General features: G+C 63.4%; 15 protein-coding genes and 2 tRNA genes. 9 read left to right on the forward strand and 8 right to left on the reverse strand.

What is annotated here, in order from left to right; genetic code table 11:
* Positions 1 to 2: 2 nt before the first annotated feature.
* The gene (locus D8S75_RS05140) at positions 3 to 1,967 is read right to left on the reverse strand and encodes a sigma-54-dependent Fis family transcriptional regulator (RefSeq protein ID WP_119965107.1); all 1,965 of its coding nucleotides are present in this window, start codon (positions 1,965 to 1,967) and stop codon (positions 3 to 5) included.
* 332 nt (positions 1,968 to 2,299) lie between these two features.
* On the opposite strand from D8S75_RS05140, the gene adh reads away from it, so the two are divergent.
* Positions 2,300 to 3,820 carry an aldehyde dehydrogenase gene (gene adh, locus D8S75_RS05145; RefSeq protein WP_119964883.1) on the forward strand — a complete coding sequence of 507 codons (1,521 nt, stop codon included), beginning with the start codon at positions 2,300 to 2,302 and terminating at the stop codon, positions 3,818 to 3,820.
* A gap of 78 nt (positions 3,821 to 3,898) precedes the next feature.
* Positions 3,899 to 4,276, forward strand: a complete 378-nt coding sequence (locus D8S75_RS05150) for a DUF779 domain-containing protein (RefSeq protein ID WP_119964884.1) — start codon at positions 3,899 to 3,901, stop codon at positions 4,274 to 4,276.
* Here the strand turns inward: D8S75_RS05150 and def are convergent.
* Positions 4,264 to 4,803: a peptide deformylase gene (gene def, locus D8S75_RS05155; RefSeq protein WP_119964885.1), complete on the reverse strand. Its 540-nt coding sequence runs from the start codon at positions 4,801 to 4,803 to the stop codon at positions 4,264 to 4,266. The genes D8S75_RS05150 and def overlap by 13 nt on opposite strands.
* 180 nt (positions 4,804 to 4,983) lie before the next feature.
* Between def and D8S75_RS05160 the strand changes: the two genes are divergently transcribed.
* The 6 genes from D8S75_RS05160 (at position 4,984) to D8S75_RS05185 (ending at position 8,176) form a co-directional block, all read left to right on the forward strand.
* Positions 4,984 to 5,427 carry a YbaN family protein gene (locus D8S75_RS05160; protein ID WP_119964886.1) on the forward strand — a complete coding sequence of 148 codons (444 nt, stop codon included), beginning with the start codon at positions 4,984 to 4,986 and terminating at the stop codon, positions 5,425 to 5,427.
* Between the two features lie 56 nt (positions 5,428 to 5,483).
* Positions 5,484 to 5,559 (forward strand) — tRNA-Asn (locus tag D8S75_RS05165).
* 58 nt (positions 5,560 to 5,617) lie between these two features.
* Positions 5,618 to 5,693, forward strand: a tRNA-Asn gene (locus tag D8S75_RS05170).
* A 105-nt stretch (positions 5,694 to 5,798) separates the two neighbouring features.
* The gene (aat, locus tag D8S75_RS05175) at positions 5,799 to 6,554 is read left to right on the forward strand and encodes a leucyl/phenylalanyl-tRNA--protein transferase (protein ID WP_119965109.1); all 756 of its coding nucleotides are present in this window, start codon (positions 5,799 to 5,801) and stop codon (positions 6,552 to 6,554) included.
* Complete coding sequence (locus D8S75_RS05180) at positions 6,551 to 7,324, forward strand: arginyltransferase (protein ID WP_119964887.1); 774 nt, start codon at positions 6,551 to 6,553, stop codon at positions 7,322 to 7,324. The genes aat and D8S75_RS05180 overlap by 4 nt, the downstream gene beginning before the upstream one ends.
* A gap of 30 nt (positions 7,325 to 7,354) precedes the next feature.
* Positions 7,355 to 8,176: an IclR family transcriptional regulator gene (locus D8S75_RS05185; RefSeq protein ID WP_119964888.1), complete on the forward strand. Its 822-nt coding sequence runs from the start codon at positions 7,355 to 7,357 to the stop codon at positions 8,174 to 8,176.
* A 132-nt stretch (positions 8,177 to 8,308) separates the two neighbouring features.
* On the opposite strand, the gene pbpG is transcribed toward D8S75_RS05185, so the two are convergent.
* The 6 genes from pbpG to D8S75_RS05215 form a co-directional block, all read right to left on the reverse strand.
* Positions 8,309 to 9,364, reverse strand: a complete 1,056-nt coding sequence (pbpG, locus tag D8S75_RS05190; protein WP_370807409.1) for a D-alanyl-D-alanine endopeptidase — start codon at positions 9,362 to 9,364, stop codon at positions 8,309 to 8,311.
* A gap of 131 nt (positions 9,365 to 9,495) precedes the next feature.
* Positions 9,496 to 11,034, reverse strand: coding sequence for a 2-isopropylmalate synthase (locus tag D8S75_RS05195; protein WP_119964890.1), 1,539 nt, complete (start codon positions 11,032 to 11,034; stop codon positions 9,496 to 9,498).
* Positions 11,035 to 11,253: 219 nt separating this feature from the next.
* Complete coding sequence (gene pssA, locus D8S75_RS05200; RefSeq protein WP_119964891.1) at positions 11,254 to 12,087, reverse strand: CDP-diacylglycerol--serine O-phosphatidyltransferase; 834 nt, start codon at positions 12,085 to 12,087, stop codon at positions 11,254 to 11,256.
* Positions 12,088 to 12,260: 173 nt separating this feature from the next.
* Positions 12,261 to 13,277: a ketol-acid reductoisomerase gene (ilvC, locus tag D8S75_RS05205; RefSeq protein ID WP_005796248.1), complete on the reverse strand. Its 1,017-nt coding sequence runs from the start codon at positions 13,275 to 13,277 to the stop codon at positions 12,261 to 12,263.
* A gap of 159 nt (positions 13,278 to 13,436) precedes the next feature.
* Positions 13,437 to 13,928, reverse strand: a complete 492-nt coding sequence (gene ilvN, locus D8S75_RS05210; protein ID WP_119964892.1) for an acetolactate synthase small subunit — start codon at positions 13,926 to 13,928, stop codon at positions 13,437 to 13,439.
* A 139-nt stretch (positions 13,929 to 14,067) separates the two neighbouring features.
* Positions 14,068 to 15,843, reverse strand: a complete 1,776-nt coding sequence (locus D8S75_RS05215; RefSeq protein ID WP_119964893.1) for an acetolactate synthase 3 catalytic subunit — start codon at positions 15,841 to 15,843, stop codon at positions 14,068 to 14,070.
* 91 nt (positions 15,844 to 15,934) lie between these two features.
* Between D8S75_RS05215 and D8S75_RS17855 the strand changes: the two genes are divergently transcribed.
* The gene (locus D8S75_RS17855) at positions 15,935 to 16,057 is read left to right on the forward strand and encodes a hypothetical protein (protein WP_269813992.1); all 123 of its coding nucleotides are present in this window, start codon (positions 15,935 to 15,937) and stop codon (positions 16,055 to 16,057) included.
* Positions 16,058 to 16,071: the final 14 nt, after the last annotated feature.

Here is a 16,071-nt window from a genome sequence, read left to right on the forward strand (position 1 = left end):
CTTCAACCGCTCCGCATGTCGCGCAGCTTGCGGTAGAGCGTGTTGCGGCTGATGCCCAGGCTGCGCGCGGCTTCCGAAAGATTGCCAGCGCAGGCGCTCACCGTCCGGGCAATGGTCTGGCGCGACAGTGCGCGCAGGTCGCTGGCGGCATCCGCAGGGCCGGGTTCCACTCCCCCTGCGGCCGACGCATCTTCTGATCGCAGCGCCTGCGCCAGATCGTCCGGCAGGTGGTGCCAGTCAATCACGGATTCATCATCATCCAGCAGCGCGCAGGCGGTCCGCAACGCATTGGCCAGTTGGCGCACATTGCCCGGCCAGCGATACCTGCGCAGGCAATCCAGCAGCGCGGGAGCGATGGCGAGAGCCCGTTCGTGCACGAGCCCGTGCAATTGGCGGGCCACTAGATGGTCAAAATCCGAGCGCTCACGCAACGCGGGCAATTGCAACGTCAAACCGTTGAGGCGGTAATACAGATCTTCGCGGAAACGCCCCGCCTGCATTTCCTGCGGCAGCTGCCGGTGCGTGGCACACACCAGGGCGAAATCCACCGGCACCGGCTTGCCGCCCCCCAGGGGCACGACCTCGCGATCCTGCAAGACACGCAGCAGGCGGGCCTGCAACAGCAACGGCATGTCACCGATCTCGTCGAGAAACAACGTGCCGCCATGGGCCTCGCGGATACGCCCCTGTGCGCCCTCGCGGCGTGCGCCGGTGAAGGCGCCCCCCTGGTAGCCGAACAGCTCGGCCTCGATCAGGTTCTCGGGCAAGGCCGCGCAGTTGACTGCCACGAATGCCTGCTCGCTGCGCGGTCCGCTGTCGTGCACGGCCCGCGCGAACACCTCCTTGCCCACGCCGGACTCACCCTGGAGCAACAGGGGGATTGGCTTGCCCATGACTTTGCGCGCCCGCGCAATGGCGGCCTGCAACACCGTGTCACCCGTGTCCAGCACCGCCAACGCGTCGGCACGAGCCGCCACCATCGGCGCCTGCGGCACCGAACGATGCAGGACATGGGACGAGCGTCCCATTTCCACCCGCAGCCACACCGCCTGGCCCGATGCCGTGTGGACCACCCGGGGAATGAACGCCGAGCGCTGGCACCAGTCCAGCAACTGGTCGAGCGGCTCGACCAGCACCGCTTCGAGATATGCCTGCTGCAGGTCGCTCCAGGTCAGTCCCAGCAGGTCCAGGGCCGTGGCACTGGCCCCCACCAGCAGACCGTCCTCGCGCACGGCCAGCAGACCCTCTGTCACAGTGCCCAGGCCCTCGGGCTGTGCATGCAGCCGCAGCCGCACGCCACCCCAATGGCGCAGGTCATGCCGCGTCTCGAAGAGCCGATGCTCAATCATCCGCGCCGCGGACCGCACCAGTCCCAGGGTGTGACGGTGGTAACCCCGGTAGTCACCTGATACGTCGAGCGCACCCAGCAGACGGCCATCGGGCGCATGGATGGGCGCGGCCGCGCAGGTCAGGAAACCGTTGCGTTCCAGGAAATGCTCGTCGGCGTGAACCACGAGCGCCCGGTCGTCCGTCAGCGCCGTGCCGATGGCGTTGGTACCACGGTACTGCTCATGCCAGGTGGCACCCGGCCGCAGCGCCACGCGCTCGGCCCGACTGACGAAATGCGGATCGCCGGAGGCGTGCAGCAGCATGCCGTCCGCCCCGGCCAGCACGACCATGCTGTCGGTTTCGCGGGTCTGGTCGAGCAGGAATTCCATCACCGGCCGCGCGTGGGCCACCAGTTCACGCTGTACCTCCAGCGCCCGCGCCAGCTGCGCCCCCGAAGCATGGGGCGCGCCGGGCATGCGGCCATAAGGCTGCAGGCCCGCGCTCCAGCAGCGCATCCAGGACTGCGTAAGTTCCGGAAGGATCAGATCGGGCGGCAGATTGCCGCTGCTCACCAACTGGCGCCGAGCCTGGCGCAGCAGGCTGGGCACCGGGCGCTCCTGGAGGATGGAAGGGGGCATGGCCGTTGTCTCCTGATGGTTCAGAGCGCGGGATGGGTGCGCCATCTCCGGCAGCGCCACGGCGGCATGTGGCGATTGGCACATTGTGCGCCAGCGGCACGGACCATTTCAGCCGAAAAACCCGCTTCGCTGTCCCGTTTTGGCACAACCTGTATCGGCGGCTGGCACAACGATACAGCCCGAATCCACCCATGCGGCCGGTTCCTGGGGCATTTCCCGCTCAAGCCAGGGACGGCTAGCCTGGCATGCATCGTGCAGATGCACCGACCGAAGCCCGCGTTCACCTGAGCGCGGATTCATGATCGAAATACACCACTCACAGGAGACAAGACATGCTGTACGCCCCCCCCGGTTCCCCCAACGCCAAAGTCGCCTACAAGCCGCGCTACGACAACTTCATTGGCGGCAAGTTCGTTGCGCCGGTCAAGGGCGGGTATTTCGACGTGCTCACGCCCATCACGGGCAAGCCCTATACGCAGGCAGCACGGTCCACGGCCGAAGACATCGAACTGGCCCTGGACGCCGCCCATGCGGCCTCGGCCAAATGGGCGCGCACACCGGCGGCCGACCGCGCCAACATCCTGCTCAAGATCGCCGACCGCATCGAGCAGAACCTGGAAATGCTCGCCTACGCCGAGACAGTGGACAACGGCAAGGCCATCCGCGAGACGCTGAATGCCGACATTCCGCTCACCGTGGACCACTTCCGCTACTTCGCCGGCTGCCTGCGCTCGCAGGAAGGCAGCCTGAGCGAGATCGACGGCGACACCATCGCCTACCACTTCCATGAACCGCTGGGCGTGGTCGGGCAGATCATTCCCTGGAACTTCCCCATCCTGATGGCCGCCTGGAAGCTAGCCCCCGCCCTGGCGGCCGGCAACTGCGTGGTGCTCAAGCCTGCGGAATCGACACCCGTGTCCATCCTGGTGCTGATCGAGCTGATCGCTGACCTGCTGCCGCCCGGCGTGGTCAACATCGTCAACGGCTACGGCCGCGAGGCCGGCATGCCCCTGGCGTCGAGCCGCCGCATCGCCAAGATCGCCTTCACCGGCTCCACGGCCACCGGCAAGGTCATCGCCCAGGCCGCCGCCAACAACCTGATCCCGGCGACGCTGGAACTGGGCGGAAAGTCGCCCAACATCTTCTTCGCCGACGTGGCCAATGCCGACGATGATTTCTTCGACAAGGCCATCGAGGGTCTGGTGCTGTTCGCCTTCAATCAGGGCGAGGTCTGCACCTGCCCATCACGCGCGCTGATCCAGGAATCGGTCTATGACAAGTTCATGGAGCGTGCACTGGCGCGGGTCCGTGCCATCAAGCACGGCAGCCCGCTCGACACCGAAAGCATGATGGGCGCGCAGGCCTCCCTCGAACAAATGAAGAAGATCGAGACCTACCTGGCCCTGGGCAAGGAAGAAGGCGCCCAGGTGCTCGTGGGTGGCGATCGCGCCCACCTGCCCGGCGACCTGGCGGGCGGCTACTACATCCAGCCGACTTTGTTCAAAGGCCACAACAAGATGCGCATCTTCCAAGAGGAGATCTTCGGCCCGGTGCTGGCCGTGACCACCTTCAAGGACGAGGCCGAGGCCCTGGCCATCGCCAATGACACACTCTACGGCCTGGGTGCAGGAGTCTGGTCACGCGACGGCAGCACCGCCTACCGCATGGGCCGCGCCATCCAGGCCGGCCGCGTCTGGACCAACTGCTACCACGCCTACCCCGCCCACGCGGCCTTCGGCGGCTACAAGGAATCGGGCATTGGTCGCGAGACCCACAAGGTCATGCTCGACCACTACCAGCAGACCAAGAACCTGCTGGTGAGCTACAGCCCCAAGGCATTGGGCTTCTTCTGAGCGAGCGGATATCCTGAGCGATGAAGGGCGGCCCACCGTGCCGCCCTTCTTTCCCCTACCGCACACAGGAGAGGCACCATGGTCGAACGCGTCGTGGCCACGCCTGATGCACTGGAACTGATCGATCGTCTCAAGGCCCAACACGGCGCCGCACTGATGTTCTACCAATCGCATGGTTGCTGCGACGGCAGTTCGCCAATGTGCTACTTGGTGGGGGAATTAACCCCGAGCCGCCATGACCTCCAGATCGGTCAGATCGGTGGCTGCCCGTTTTATATCAGTGCAGCGCAATACGAGTACTGGCAGAACAGCCAACTCATCATCGGCGTCACCCCAGGCAGCGGTGGCACATTCTCGCTGGAAGGACCGGAGGGTGTCTGCTTCACCACCGGATCGCGGCTATTCACCGATGGCGAGCGAGAGGCATTGGACCCAGTAGGCCCTCAGTCGTCCTGATCCGGGTCCATGCCGGGAAAAAGCACCTCGGTGAACCCGAACTGCGTGAAATCGCGCATGCGCATCGGATAAAGGATACCGGCCAAGTGGTCACATTCATGCTGCACGACACGGGCATGAAAACCCTCCGCCACCCGATCGACTGGGCGCCCTTGCAGATCGAAACCGGTATAGCGGATACGCCGCCAGCGTGGCACCCGTCCGCGCAAGCCAGGGACAGAAAGGCAGCCCTCCCAATCCAGATCCTCCTCGACCCCGATGGGAGTGATCACAGGATTGATCAGCACCGTCGCGGGCACCAGCGGACGATCCGGGTAGCGCGGATTGTGCTCGTTCGAGCCAAAAACCACCACCTGCAGGTCCACGCCAATCTGCGGAGCCGCCAGCCCCGCACCCTTGGCCGCACGCATGGTGTCGTACATGTCTGCCACGAGTTGGCGCAACGCATCGGTATCGAACTCCGTGACGGGGCGCACAGCGCGCCACAGGCGCGGATCGCCCATTTTCAAGATGGTGTGTATGGCCATGGTTTCAGCAAGGGAGCAGTCAAGCCGGACAAGCGGCAATAGGGAACGACTCTGCCCATTCATATGGAGAGGCAGTCGAGTGCGCCAGCATAACGGCACTGCAAGAAGGTTTATTTTCTTCCCGCGCAATACCCCCATGCATGCAAAATGCGGCCACACCCGAGCCAGAAACCCCACACCATGGACCCCACTGCCGGCCAGCCGGCCTCCCAGGCAGCCGCCCCACGACCTGCGCCGCCCCCGGTGCATCGCCCTTTGCCGCTCCTTTTGCGCTGGGCTCTGCAGGCCTTTGCCGTCCTGTGCCTGGCGCTAGGTGTCGTGGGGGTTTTCGTGCCCGGCCTCCCGACCACGGTGTTCATCCTGCTTGCAGCCTGGGCGGCAGCGCGCTGCTCGCCACGCTTGCACGAGTGGCTGTGGTACCACCCACTATTCGGCATCATGCTGCGCGACTGGGCCAATGGCGGCCGTGTCGGCCGGCGCTCCAAATGGAATGCCACCATCATGATGGCCGTGTGCGCCGTCATTCTGTATTTCACGGCCCCAAAACTCTGGATGGCAGCCATGGCCTGCACCTTCATGTCCTGCGTGCTGGTTTGGCTATGGCTGCGCCCGGAGCCCGACTGATCCAGCCCACCAACTTTGGCTTTGCTGCCTTTTTGTGTATATAATGCAAGGCTTGTTCCTCGATAGCTCAGTCGGTAGAGCGCCGGACTGTTAATCCGTAGGTCCCTGGTTCGAGCCCAGGTCGAGGAGCCAGAATTCATATTTATTCCCTGCGCGCCATATGCGCGGGTTTTGACCATTTACCGATCATTCCTCGATAGCTCAGTCGGTAGAGCGCCGGACTGTTAATCCGTAGGTCCCTGGTTCGAGCCCAGGTCGAGGAGCCAAGAAGCGCAAGCCCCGCACACCTCTGTGCGGGGCTTTTTTTCTGGCTATTGCGAATGCTGCGCATAGCTCACAATGGCTGCTGCTTCCCTCCCTTGACCTTTTTCATGCCCCCTCATCTGCCCTGGCTGGAAGCTGATGATCCGTTTCCCCCGCCTCTGCGCGCCTGGGGACCGGAAACCCCCGCCCCCGGCCTGCTGGCGGCTGGCAGCCAACTGGATGTTGCACATCTGCAGGAGGCCTACCGCCGGGGCATCTTTCCATGGTTCAGCACGGGGCAGCCCATCCTATGGTGGTCCCCTGATCCGCGCATGGTGCTCGAACCCCGCCGGTTCCGCCTGCACCGGTCGCTGCGCAAGACGCTGCTGAAATTTCGTGCCAGCCCGGGCTGCGAAATTCGCGTGGACCACGACTTTCACGCCGTGATCTCGGCCTGCGCCGGCAAGGAGCGCAAAGGCCAGAATGGCACATGGATCGTCGCGGAAATGGTGGCGGCCTACGGCGCGCTGCATGCGGCCGGCCATGCGCACAGCATAGAAACCTGGATTGACGGCCAACTTGCCGGTGGGCTCTACTGCATCGGACTCGGGCACGCGGTCTTTGGTGAATCCATGTTCGCCCATGTTCCGGACGCCTCCAAGATCGCGCTGGCGGCGCTGGTCTGCCTGTGCAAAAACCAAGGAGTCCAGCTCATTGACTGCCAGCAGAACACCACCCATCTGGCCTCGCTCGGGGCGCATGAAATCAGCCGTGCCGACTTTCTACGCCATGTGACCGATGCAACCTCCGAGGCTCCGCTGCACTGGGCATTCAACCCCGTATACTGGAATGAGCTACTGCCTCCTCAAGTCTCTTCGGCATGACGCAGCTCAACGACCTACCGTTACAGACACTGCAGTTTTACGCCACGGCCCCCTATCCGTGCAGCTACCTGCCAAGCAGACAGGCTCGTTCGCAGGTGGCCACGCCCAGCCATCTGGTACGCAGCGACACATACTCCCAGCTCGTGTCCCAGGGTTTCCGCCGCAGCGGCATGTTCACCTACCGCCCATATTGCGACGGTTGCCGCGCCTGCACCGCACTGAGGGTTCTTGCGTCTGAATTCACCCCGGACCGCAGCCAGCGCCGCACCCTGAAACGCCACGCCAACCTCCAGGCCCGCGTGCTGCGCCCCAGCTTCGTGCCAGAACACTATCAGTTGTACCTGCGCTACCAGAACGGCCGACATGCCGGCGGCGGCATGGACCACGACAGCGTGGACCAGTACACGCAGTTCCTGTTGCAAAGCCGCGTGAACTCACGCTTGGTGGAATTCCGCGAAGCCGATGCCAACGGAGCCCCGGGCGCCTTGCGCATGGTGTCCATCCTTGATGTGCTCGACGATGGCCTGTCTGCCGTCTACACCTTCTACGAACCCGATCCCCGCTGCAGCTATGGCACCTACAACATCCTGTGGCAGATCCAGCAGGCCCGCGAACTGGGCCTGCCCCATGTCTACCTGGGGTATTGGATCGAGACCAGCCCCAAAATGAGCTACAAAGCCCGCTTCTTTCCCCACGAAGTACTGGTGGACGAGCACTGGAACAAGGTCTGTGCCCCTGTTGGTGTGCAGACTCATGATTTCACCAGATAAAATGCAGTCACCACTGCAAGCCTGTTGCCCATGAAAAAAACCGATCAGGATCTTCCCGCAAAACCCAGCGTCCAGGTGATTGAACGCATGTTCGCGCTGATCGATGTCCTCGCCTCGCGTGAAGAAGCGATCTCGCTGAAGGAGATCAGCGAACGGACGGGGCTGCATCCCTCGACGACGCACCGTATCCTGAACGATTTGACCATCGGCCGCTTCGTGGACCGCCCCGAATCCGGTAGCTACCGCCTGGGCATGCGCCTGCTGGAGCTCGGCAATCTGGTCAAGGCCCGCCTGAGCGTGCGTGACGCAGCACTGAACCCCATGCGGGAATTGCACAAACTGATCCAGCAACCCGTGAACCTGAGCATGCGCCAGGGCGATGAGATCATTTACGTCGAACGCGCCTACAGCGAGCGCTCGGGCATGCAGGTGGTGCGCGCCATCGGCGGCCGCGCGCCCTTGCACCTGACATCGACAGGCAAGCTCTTCCTGGCTGCCGACGACGCCCAGCGCGTTCGTGCCTATGCCATGCGCACCGGGCTGGCAGGACACACACGCAACAGCATCACGCAGCTTCCCGTTCTGGAACGCGAACTTTCCAAGGTCCGGCAATCGGGCGTGGCGCGCGACAACGAGGAACTGGAGCTTGGTGTGCGGTGCATGGCGGCCGGCGTCTACGATGATCAGGCCCGGCTGGTGGCTGGACTGTCGATCTCGGCTCCAGGAGACCGTCTGGATGAAGGCTGGCTGTCCAAACTGCAGGCCGCTGCGCACGAGATCTCCGCTGCCCTGGGCTATAAAGCTCCCCCTGAAGGGACACCGCGTGGCGCGCTGTCCCTGCCCGTGCGCTGACTACGGCCTACTCCACATTTTTACCCGGTAGCGCCACGCCATGATCGCGTGGTTTCAGCCCCCCTCTTTCGCGCCACGGCGGAAAGAACCACACCCCACCAGAAGCGCGCAGCCGAGACCGGGCCCGTGGATTCAGCCCTTGCCTGCGACCGCTCCGGGCATCGATTCAACCCAGTGGCGTACACGCACCGCATCCCCGATGCGGCTGAGCTTGCCGGCGGAATCCAGGAACACCATGATGAGCTTGCGGCCAGCAATCTGCGTCTGCATCACTAGGCAACGGCCCGCCTCAGAGATGTAGCCTGTTTTTTGCAACCCAATATCCCAGCTCGGGTTCTTCACAAGCTGATTGGTATTGTTGTACTGCAGGGTCCTGTGGCCCACGGCCACCTCATAACCAGGCGAGGTCGAGAACTCGCGCAGCACGGGATCGCTGTGCGCCACATTGACCAGCACCGCCAGATCACGGGCACTTGACTGGTTCTGGCTGGACAATCCCGTGGGCTCCACATAGCGGGTATCCGCCATGCCCAACTGCTTGGCCTTGGCATTCATCAGCGCCACGAATGTCTTCAGACCACCTGGATAAGTCCGCCCCAGGGCATTGGCCGCACGGTTCTCGCTGGACATGAGTGCCAGGTGCAGCATCTCGCGCCGGCTCAGCGTGGTGCCGATCGCCAACCGAGAGCGGCTGCCCTTTTCCGTATCGATGTCTTCTTCCGTGATGGTGACGGTCTCGTCCATGGACAGACCCGATTCGCTGATGATCAGACCGGTCATGAGCTTGGTCAGCGATGCGATCGGCAGCACCGCGTGGTCGTTCTTGCTCAGCAGCACTTCATTCGTGTCCTGGTCAACCACCAGGGCTACGCTGGACTTGAGATCCAGGGGGTCGTTTTGGAGGTGCAATCCCGCCAGTTCACCAAACGAGGCCTTGGCGGCGCCAGAACGCACGGGCGCGCGGGCCGACACGGCAATGGTCCTCGAAGGCTTGGCACGCACCACGGCCTTGCGGGACGCGCTTACAGGCTTTGCGACGGCACGTTTGGCCACGACCTGCTGCTTCTTATCCTGGGACTGTTTTCGGGGCGCCGCATGGGCCGCCTGCGAAACGATGGCAAAGCCAGCGAAAGCGATGACACAAGTTTGAATGAACAAGCGCAGTGCAGTCATGGAACGGTAAGGGATCAAGGTGCGTCTCCAGGCGGCAACAATTGTGTCACAGTGTAGGCTCATAAAAAAAATCGCGCAAGATCAAGACCTTGCGCGATGTTTCAAACAAAGTAGGCGAGATTATCGGACATCCCGCCGCAACATGCTCAACCCTGCGCCGCGACCCGGTCCGCCTTGCTCTGGAGCTTGTTGAGCGCACTGAGGTATGCCTTGGCGGATGCCACCACGATATCGGGATCGGCGCCCACCCCGTTGACGACCCGGCCGCTGTTCTGCAGGCGCACCGTCACCTCGCCCTGGCTTTCGGTCGAGCCGCTGATGGCGTTCACCGAGTACAGCACCATCTCGGCACCGCTCTTCACATGCGACTCGATCGCCTTGAGCGAGGCGTCCACCGGGCCATTGCCGTCAGACTCGCCCCGCACTTCCTTGCCGTTGGCCGTGAAGACCACGCTGGCATGCGGGCGCTCGCCCGTTTCGCTGTGTTGCGCGAGGGAGACAAAGTGGTATTGGTCGCTTTCGCCATGCACGCTCTCGTCACTCACCAACGCAAGGATGTCCTCATCGAAGATTTCGCTCTTGCGATCGGCCAGCTCCTTGAAGCGCGCGAACGCCGCGTTGGTGTCGGCTTCGCTCTCCAGGCTCACGCCGAGGTCCTGCAAGCGCTGCTTGAAGGCATTGCGACCGCTGAGCTTGCCCAGAACGATCTTGTTGGCGCTCCAGCCCACATCCTCGGCGCGCATGATCTCGTAGGTGTCGCGCGCCTTGAGCACGCCGTCCTGGTGGATGCCGCTGGCGTGGGCGAAGGCATTCGCTCCCACCACGGCCTTGTTCGGCTGCACCACGAAGCCCGTGGTCTGGCTCACCATGCGGCTGGCCGCCACGATGTGCTGGGTGTCGATGCCCACGTCCAGGCCGAAATAGTCGCGCCGCGTCTTGACGGCCATGACAACCTCTTCGAGCGAGCAGTTGCCGGCACGCTCGCCCAGGCCGTTGATGGTGCATTCCACCTGGCGCGCACCGCCGATCTTCACGCCGGCGAGCGAGTTGGCCACGGCCATGCCGAGGTCGTTGTGGCAATGCACGGACCAGATGGCCTTGTCACTGTTGGGAATGCGCTCGCGCAGGGTCTTGATGAAGTTGCCGTACAGCTCGGGCACTGCGTAGCCCACGGTGTCGGGCACGTTGATGGTGGTGGCGCCCTCGTCGATCACGGCTTCGAGCACGCGGCAGAGGAAATCGACCTCGCTGCGGTAGCCGTCCTCGGGGCTGAATTCAATGTCGCCCACCAGATTGCGCGCGAAACGCACCGACTGCTTGGCCTGCTCCAGCACCTGCTCGGGCGTCATGCGCAGCTTCTTCTCCATGTGGAGAGGGCTGGTGGCGATGAAGGTGTGGATGCGCGCGCGGTTGGCGCCCTTGAGGGCCTCGGCGGCGCGGGCGATATCGCGGTCGTTGGCGCGCGAAAGCGAGCAGATGGTGGAATCCTTGATCGTGTTGGCGATCAGCTGGACGGCCTCGAAATCGCCGTTGGAACTGGCGGCGAAACCGGCCTCGATCACGTCCACCTTCAGGCGCTCCAACTGACGGGCGATGCGCAGCTTCTCGTCGCGCGTCATCGAGGCACCCGGCGATTGCTCGCCATCGCGCAAGGTGGTGTCGAAAATGATCAATTTGTCAGCCATGTGGTTTCTCCTGGTTCCTGGTGGTGGGGGTGGCCCGCAACGGCAATCCTGGCGCCCAAAACAAAAGGCCCGTTGCGAGTGCAGACGGGCCTGTGTGGAAAAAGTGTGCGCGCGCGCTTTACTGTCTCCGCCCGTGGGAGGATAGCAGTAGGGCCAGTGCAAACGATTTCATGCGGTGCAATGTAGCACAAATTCCGGGGCGGTGCGGCCAAGGCCTGCTCACTTGTGCAAACCGCGTTCGTCGGGCTCGTCGGTGGAGGTGCTGATGACACTGGTGTGCTGCCCGCGCGACTTGCGCCAGGCATAGACGGCATAGCCGCTGAGCCCATACATCACGAACACGCCAAACAGCACGATGGGCGGGTGGATGTTGATGACGGCGATGCCCAGCGCGATCAGCACGATGACCGCGAACGGCACGCTCTTCTTCATCTGCACGTCCTTGAAGCTGTAGAAGGGCACGTTGGTCACCATGGTCAGGCCCGCGTAGAGCGTGAAGCCGAACATGGTCCAGGTCACCTGGGTCCAGGTCAGCCAGTGGTCCTGGCCGCGTTGCACGCCCAGCTCGGTCATGAGCCAGATGAAGCCCGCCACCAGGGCCGCCGCCGCCGGCGAAGGCAGGCCCTGGAAGTAGCGCTTGTCCACCACGCCGGTGTTCACATTGAAGCGCGCCAGGCGCAGCGCAGCGCAGGCGCAATAGACGAAGGCGGCGATCCAGCCCCAGCGGCCCAGGCCGCTGAGCGCCCAGACATAGGCGATGAGCGCGGGCGCGGCGCCGAAGGACACCATGTCCGAGAGCGAATCCATCTGCTCGCCGAACGCGCTCTGCGTGTTGGTCATGCGGGCCACGCGGCCATCCAGGCTGTCGAGCACCATGGCGCAGAACACGCCGATGGCCGCCATGTCGAAGCGCCCGTTCATGGCCATGACGATGGCGTAGAAGCCGCCGAACAATGCCGCCAACGTGAACAGATTGGGCAGGATGTAAATGCCCTTGCGCCGCTTGCGCACCACCACGCCTTCTTCGGCGGCCGATTCTTCGCCGTCATGCATTAAATTAGTCTCCAGCGCATATCCATCATGCGCAAGTAGCTATGAAAACAATAGCAGGCATATCCTGCCGGAGCATGGCAGTGTAGCCGCGCCCGACACCTCTCCCGGGAGCCGGCGTCCAGAAAAGACAAAAGCCACCGAAGTGGCCTTTGCAGGAACCGGGCCTCCGGGGCTCAGTTGCGGGTCTGGTCGACCAGCTTGTTCTTGGCGATCCAGGGCATCATGGCGCGCAGCTGGGCACCCACCACTTCGATGCTGTGGTCGGCGGTGTTGCGGCGGCGGGCCGTCATCGAGGGGTAGTTCAGGCGGCCTTCCTGGATGAACATCTTGGCGTAGTCGCCGTTCTGGATGCGCTTGAGGGCATTGCGCATGGCGGCGCGCGACTGCTCGTTGATGACTTCGGGGCCGGTCACGTACTCGCCGAACTCGGCGTTGTTCGAGATCGAGTAGTTCATGTTGGCGATGCCGCCTTCGTAGATCAGGTCCACGATGAGCTTGAGCTCGTGCAGGCACTCGAAGTAGGCCATCTCGGGGGCGTAGCCGGCTTCGACCAGGGTTTCGTAGCCCATCTTGATCAGCTCGACGGCGCCACCGCACAGCACGGCCTGCTCACCGAACAGATCGGTCTCGGTCTCTTCCTTGAAGTTGGTCTCGATGATGCCGGCCTTGCCGCCACCATTGGCCATGGCGTAGCTCAGGGCCAGGTCACGGGCCTTGCCGGACTTGTCCTGGTGCACGGCCACGAGGTGGGGCACGCCGCCACCTTGCGTATAGGTGTTGCGCACGGTGTGGCCAGGGGCCTTGGGGGCCACCATCCACACATCCAGGTCGGCGCGGGGCACGACCTGGTTGTAGTGCACGTTGAAGCCGTGGGCGAACGCCAGCGAAGCGCCTTGCTTGATGTTGGGCGCCACGTTGTTGGTGTACACCTCGGCGATCTGCTCGTCGGGCAGCAGGATCATGACCACGTCGGCGGCCTTCACGGCGTCGTTGACTTCCATGACCGTCAGGCCGGCCTTGCCGACCTTGTCCCACGAGGCGCCGCCCTTGCGCAGGCCGACCACGACCTTGACGCCGCTGTCGTTCAGGTTCTGAGCATGGGCGTGGCCTTGCGAGCCGTAGCCGATGATGGCCACGGTCTTGCCCTTGATCAGGCTCAGGTCACAGTCTTTGTCGTAGAAAACTTTCATGGTCGCTCCGGTTGAAATTCGTATGGGGTTGGAAACTGGAAAACAGGGATTGTCTTACATAGGATGGGGATTCGGCCGGATGGCTAGGCGGGGAGCCGCAGACAGTGCTGTGGCACGGCAAAACTCCCCAACCACGCCAGCCGGTCGAAGGCCGATCCGTCACACGCGCAGGATGCGCTCGCCTCGGCCGATGCCGCTGGCGCCCGTGCGCACGGTTTCGAGGATGGCCGTGCGGTCGATGGCCTGCAGGAAGGCTTCGTTCTTGGACTGGTCGCCGGTCAGCTCGATGGTGTAGCTCTTCTCGGTGACGTCGATGATGCGGCCGCGGAAGATGTCGGCCATGCGCTTCATCTCCTCGCGCTCCTTGCCCACGGCGCGCACCTTCACCATCATGAGCTCGCGCTCGGTGTAGGAGCCTTCGGTGAGGTCGACCACCTTCACGACTTCGATGAGGCGGTTCAGGTGCTTGGTGATCTGCTCGATCACGTCGTCCGAGCCCGTGGTCTGGATGGTCATGCGCGAAAGCGATGCATCCTCGGTGGGCGCCACGGTGAGCGACTCGATGTTGTAGCCACGGGCCGAGAACAGGCCCACCACGCGGGAAAGGGCACCGGCCTCGTTTTCCAGCAAAACGGCAATGATGTGTTTCATGGGATCAGATTCCTCTTCTCGCTGCCCTCCCCCGCGCACGGTAATGCGCGGGCTTGGCAGGCAATAGATTCGTCAATAAAAAGCTATCGTATTGATAGCTACCAGCGCTTTCTGTACAAGCGCTGGAGGCCAATTTCGCTTAAAGGTCTTCCGACCCCAGCAGCATTTCCGTCAGGCCCTTGCCGGCCTGCACCATCGGGAACACGTTTTCGGTGGGGTCGGTGCGGAAGTCCAGGAACACGGTGCGGTCCTTGAGCTTGCGCGCCTCGCGCAGCGCGGGCTCCACGTCCTTGGCGTGCTCGATCAGCAAGCCGACATGGCCATAGGCCTCGGCCAGCTTGACGAAGTTGGGCAGCGCATCCATGTAGCTGTGGCTGTAGCGGCCGGAGTATTCGATCTCCTGCCACTGGCGCACCATGCCGAGGTAGCGGTTGTTCAGCGCGCAGATCTTGATCGGCGTGTTGTACTGCAGGCAGGTGGACAGCTCCTGGATGTTCATCTGCACCGAGCCTTCGCCGGTGATGCAGAACACCTCGCTCTTGGGCTTGGCCAGCTTGATGCCCATGGCGTAGGGAATGCCCACGCCCATGGTGCCCAGGCCGCCGGAGTTGATCCAGCGGCGCGGCTCGTCAAAGCGGTAGTACTGCGCGGCCCACATCTGGTGCTGGCCCACGTCGGACGTCACGTAGGTGTCGGCATCCTTGGTCATGTTCCACAGCGTCTCGACCACGTACTGCGGCTTGATGACGTCGGGGCTGCCCATGTCGTACTTGAGGCATTGGCGCTCGCGCCAGCCCTCGATGGTGTCCCACCAGGCGGCCAGGGCGCCGGCGTCGGGGCGCTGGCTGGTCTCGCGGATCATCGCGATCAGCTCGGTCAGCACGTCCTTGACGTCGCCGACGATCGGGATGTCGACCTTCACGCGCTTCGAGATGCTCGACGGGTCGATGTCGACATGGATGATCTTGCGGTCGTTCTGCGCGAAATGCTTGGGGTTGCCGATCACGCGGTCGTCGAAGCGCGCGCCCACGGCCAGCAGCACGTCGCAGTTCTGCATGGCGTTGTTGGCCTCGACCGTGCCGTGCATGCCTGGCATGCCCAGGAACTTGCGATCGGACGCGGGGTAGGCGCCCAGGCCCATCAACGTGTTGGTGACCGGGAAGCCCAGCATGTCCACCAGGGTGCGCAGCTCTTGCGTGGCGTTGCCCAGCAGCACGCCGCCGCCGGTGTAGATGTAGGGGCGCTTGGCCGACAGCAGCAGGTTCAGGGCCTTGCGGATCTGACCGCCATGGCCCTTGCGCACCGGGTTGTAGGAGCGCATTTCGACGCTCTGCGGGTAGCCGTCGTAGGGCACCTTCTTGAAGGACACATCCTTGGGAATGTCCACCACGACCGGGCCGGGACGGCCGGTGCGCGCGATGTGGAAGGCCTTCTTCAGCGTCACGGCCAGGTCGCGGGCATCCTTGACCAGGAAGTTGTGCTTGACGATGGGGCGCGTGATGCCCACGGTGTCGCACTCCTGGAAGGCATCGAGGCCGATGGCCGCCGTCGGCACCTGCCCCGTGATGATGACCATGGGAATGCTGTCCATGTACGCCGTGGCGATGCCGGTGATGGCATTGGTGACGCCAGGCCCCGAGGTGACCAGCGCCACGCCGACATCGCCCGTGGCCCGGGCGTAACCGTCGGCGGCGTGCACGGCGGCCTGTTCGTGGCGCACCAGCACATGCTGGATGGTGTCCTGCTTGTACAGGGCATCGTAGATGTAGAGAACCGCGCCACCAGGGTAGCCCCAGATGTATTGCACGCCTTCGGCCTGGAGGGCCTTGACGAGGATCTCCGAGCCCATGAGCTCTTGCGAGGAGGAATTGTGCGCGGCGGCTGCCGAAGCGATTTCGGCCTTGGTGATTTCCATGATGAACCTTTGTGAATTTCTCTGACGAAAAACCTTGGGTGCTTCTTGCATGGGCTCTTGTGAAGCCAGCTCGAAACTTGAGGCCAGGGACATGGACGCGAAGATCGCCGCGCCGGACCGTGACCCGTTTGCTTTTATGTATGCAGGCGACCATTATCGCACCGCAACAAAGAAAAAGCGCGGCCCATGGAAAAAAACCGCGCCAGTGCCATAATCGGCCGCTGTTTT

This window comes from Simplicispira lacusdiani, from assembly GCF_003604195.1.
GTDB lineage: Bacteria > Pseudomonadota > Gammaproteobacteria > Burkholderiales > Burkholderiaceae_C > Simplicispira > Simplicispira lacusdiani.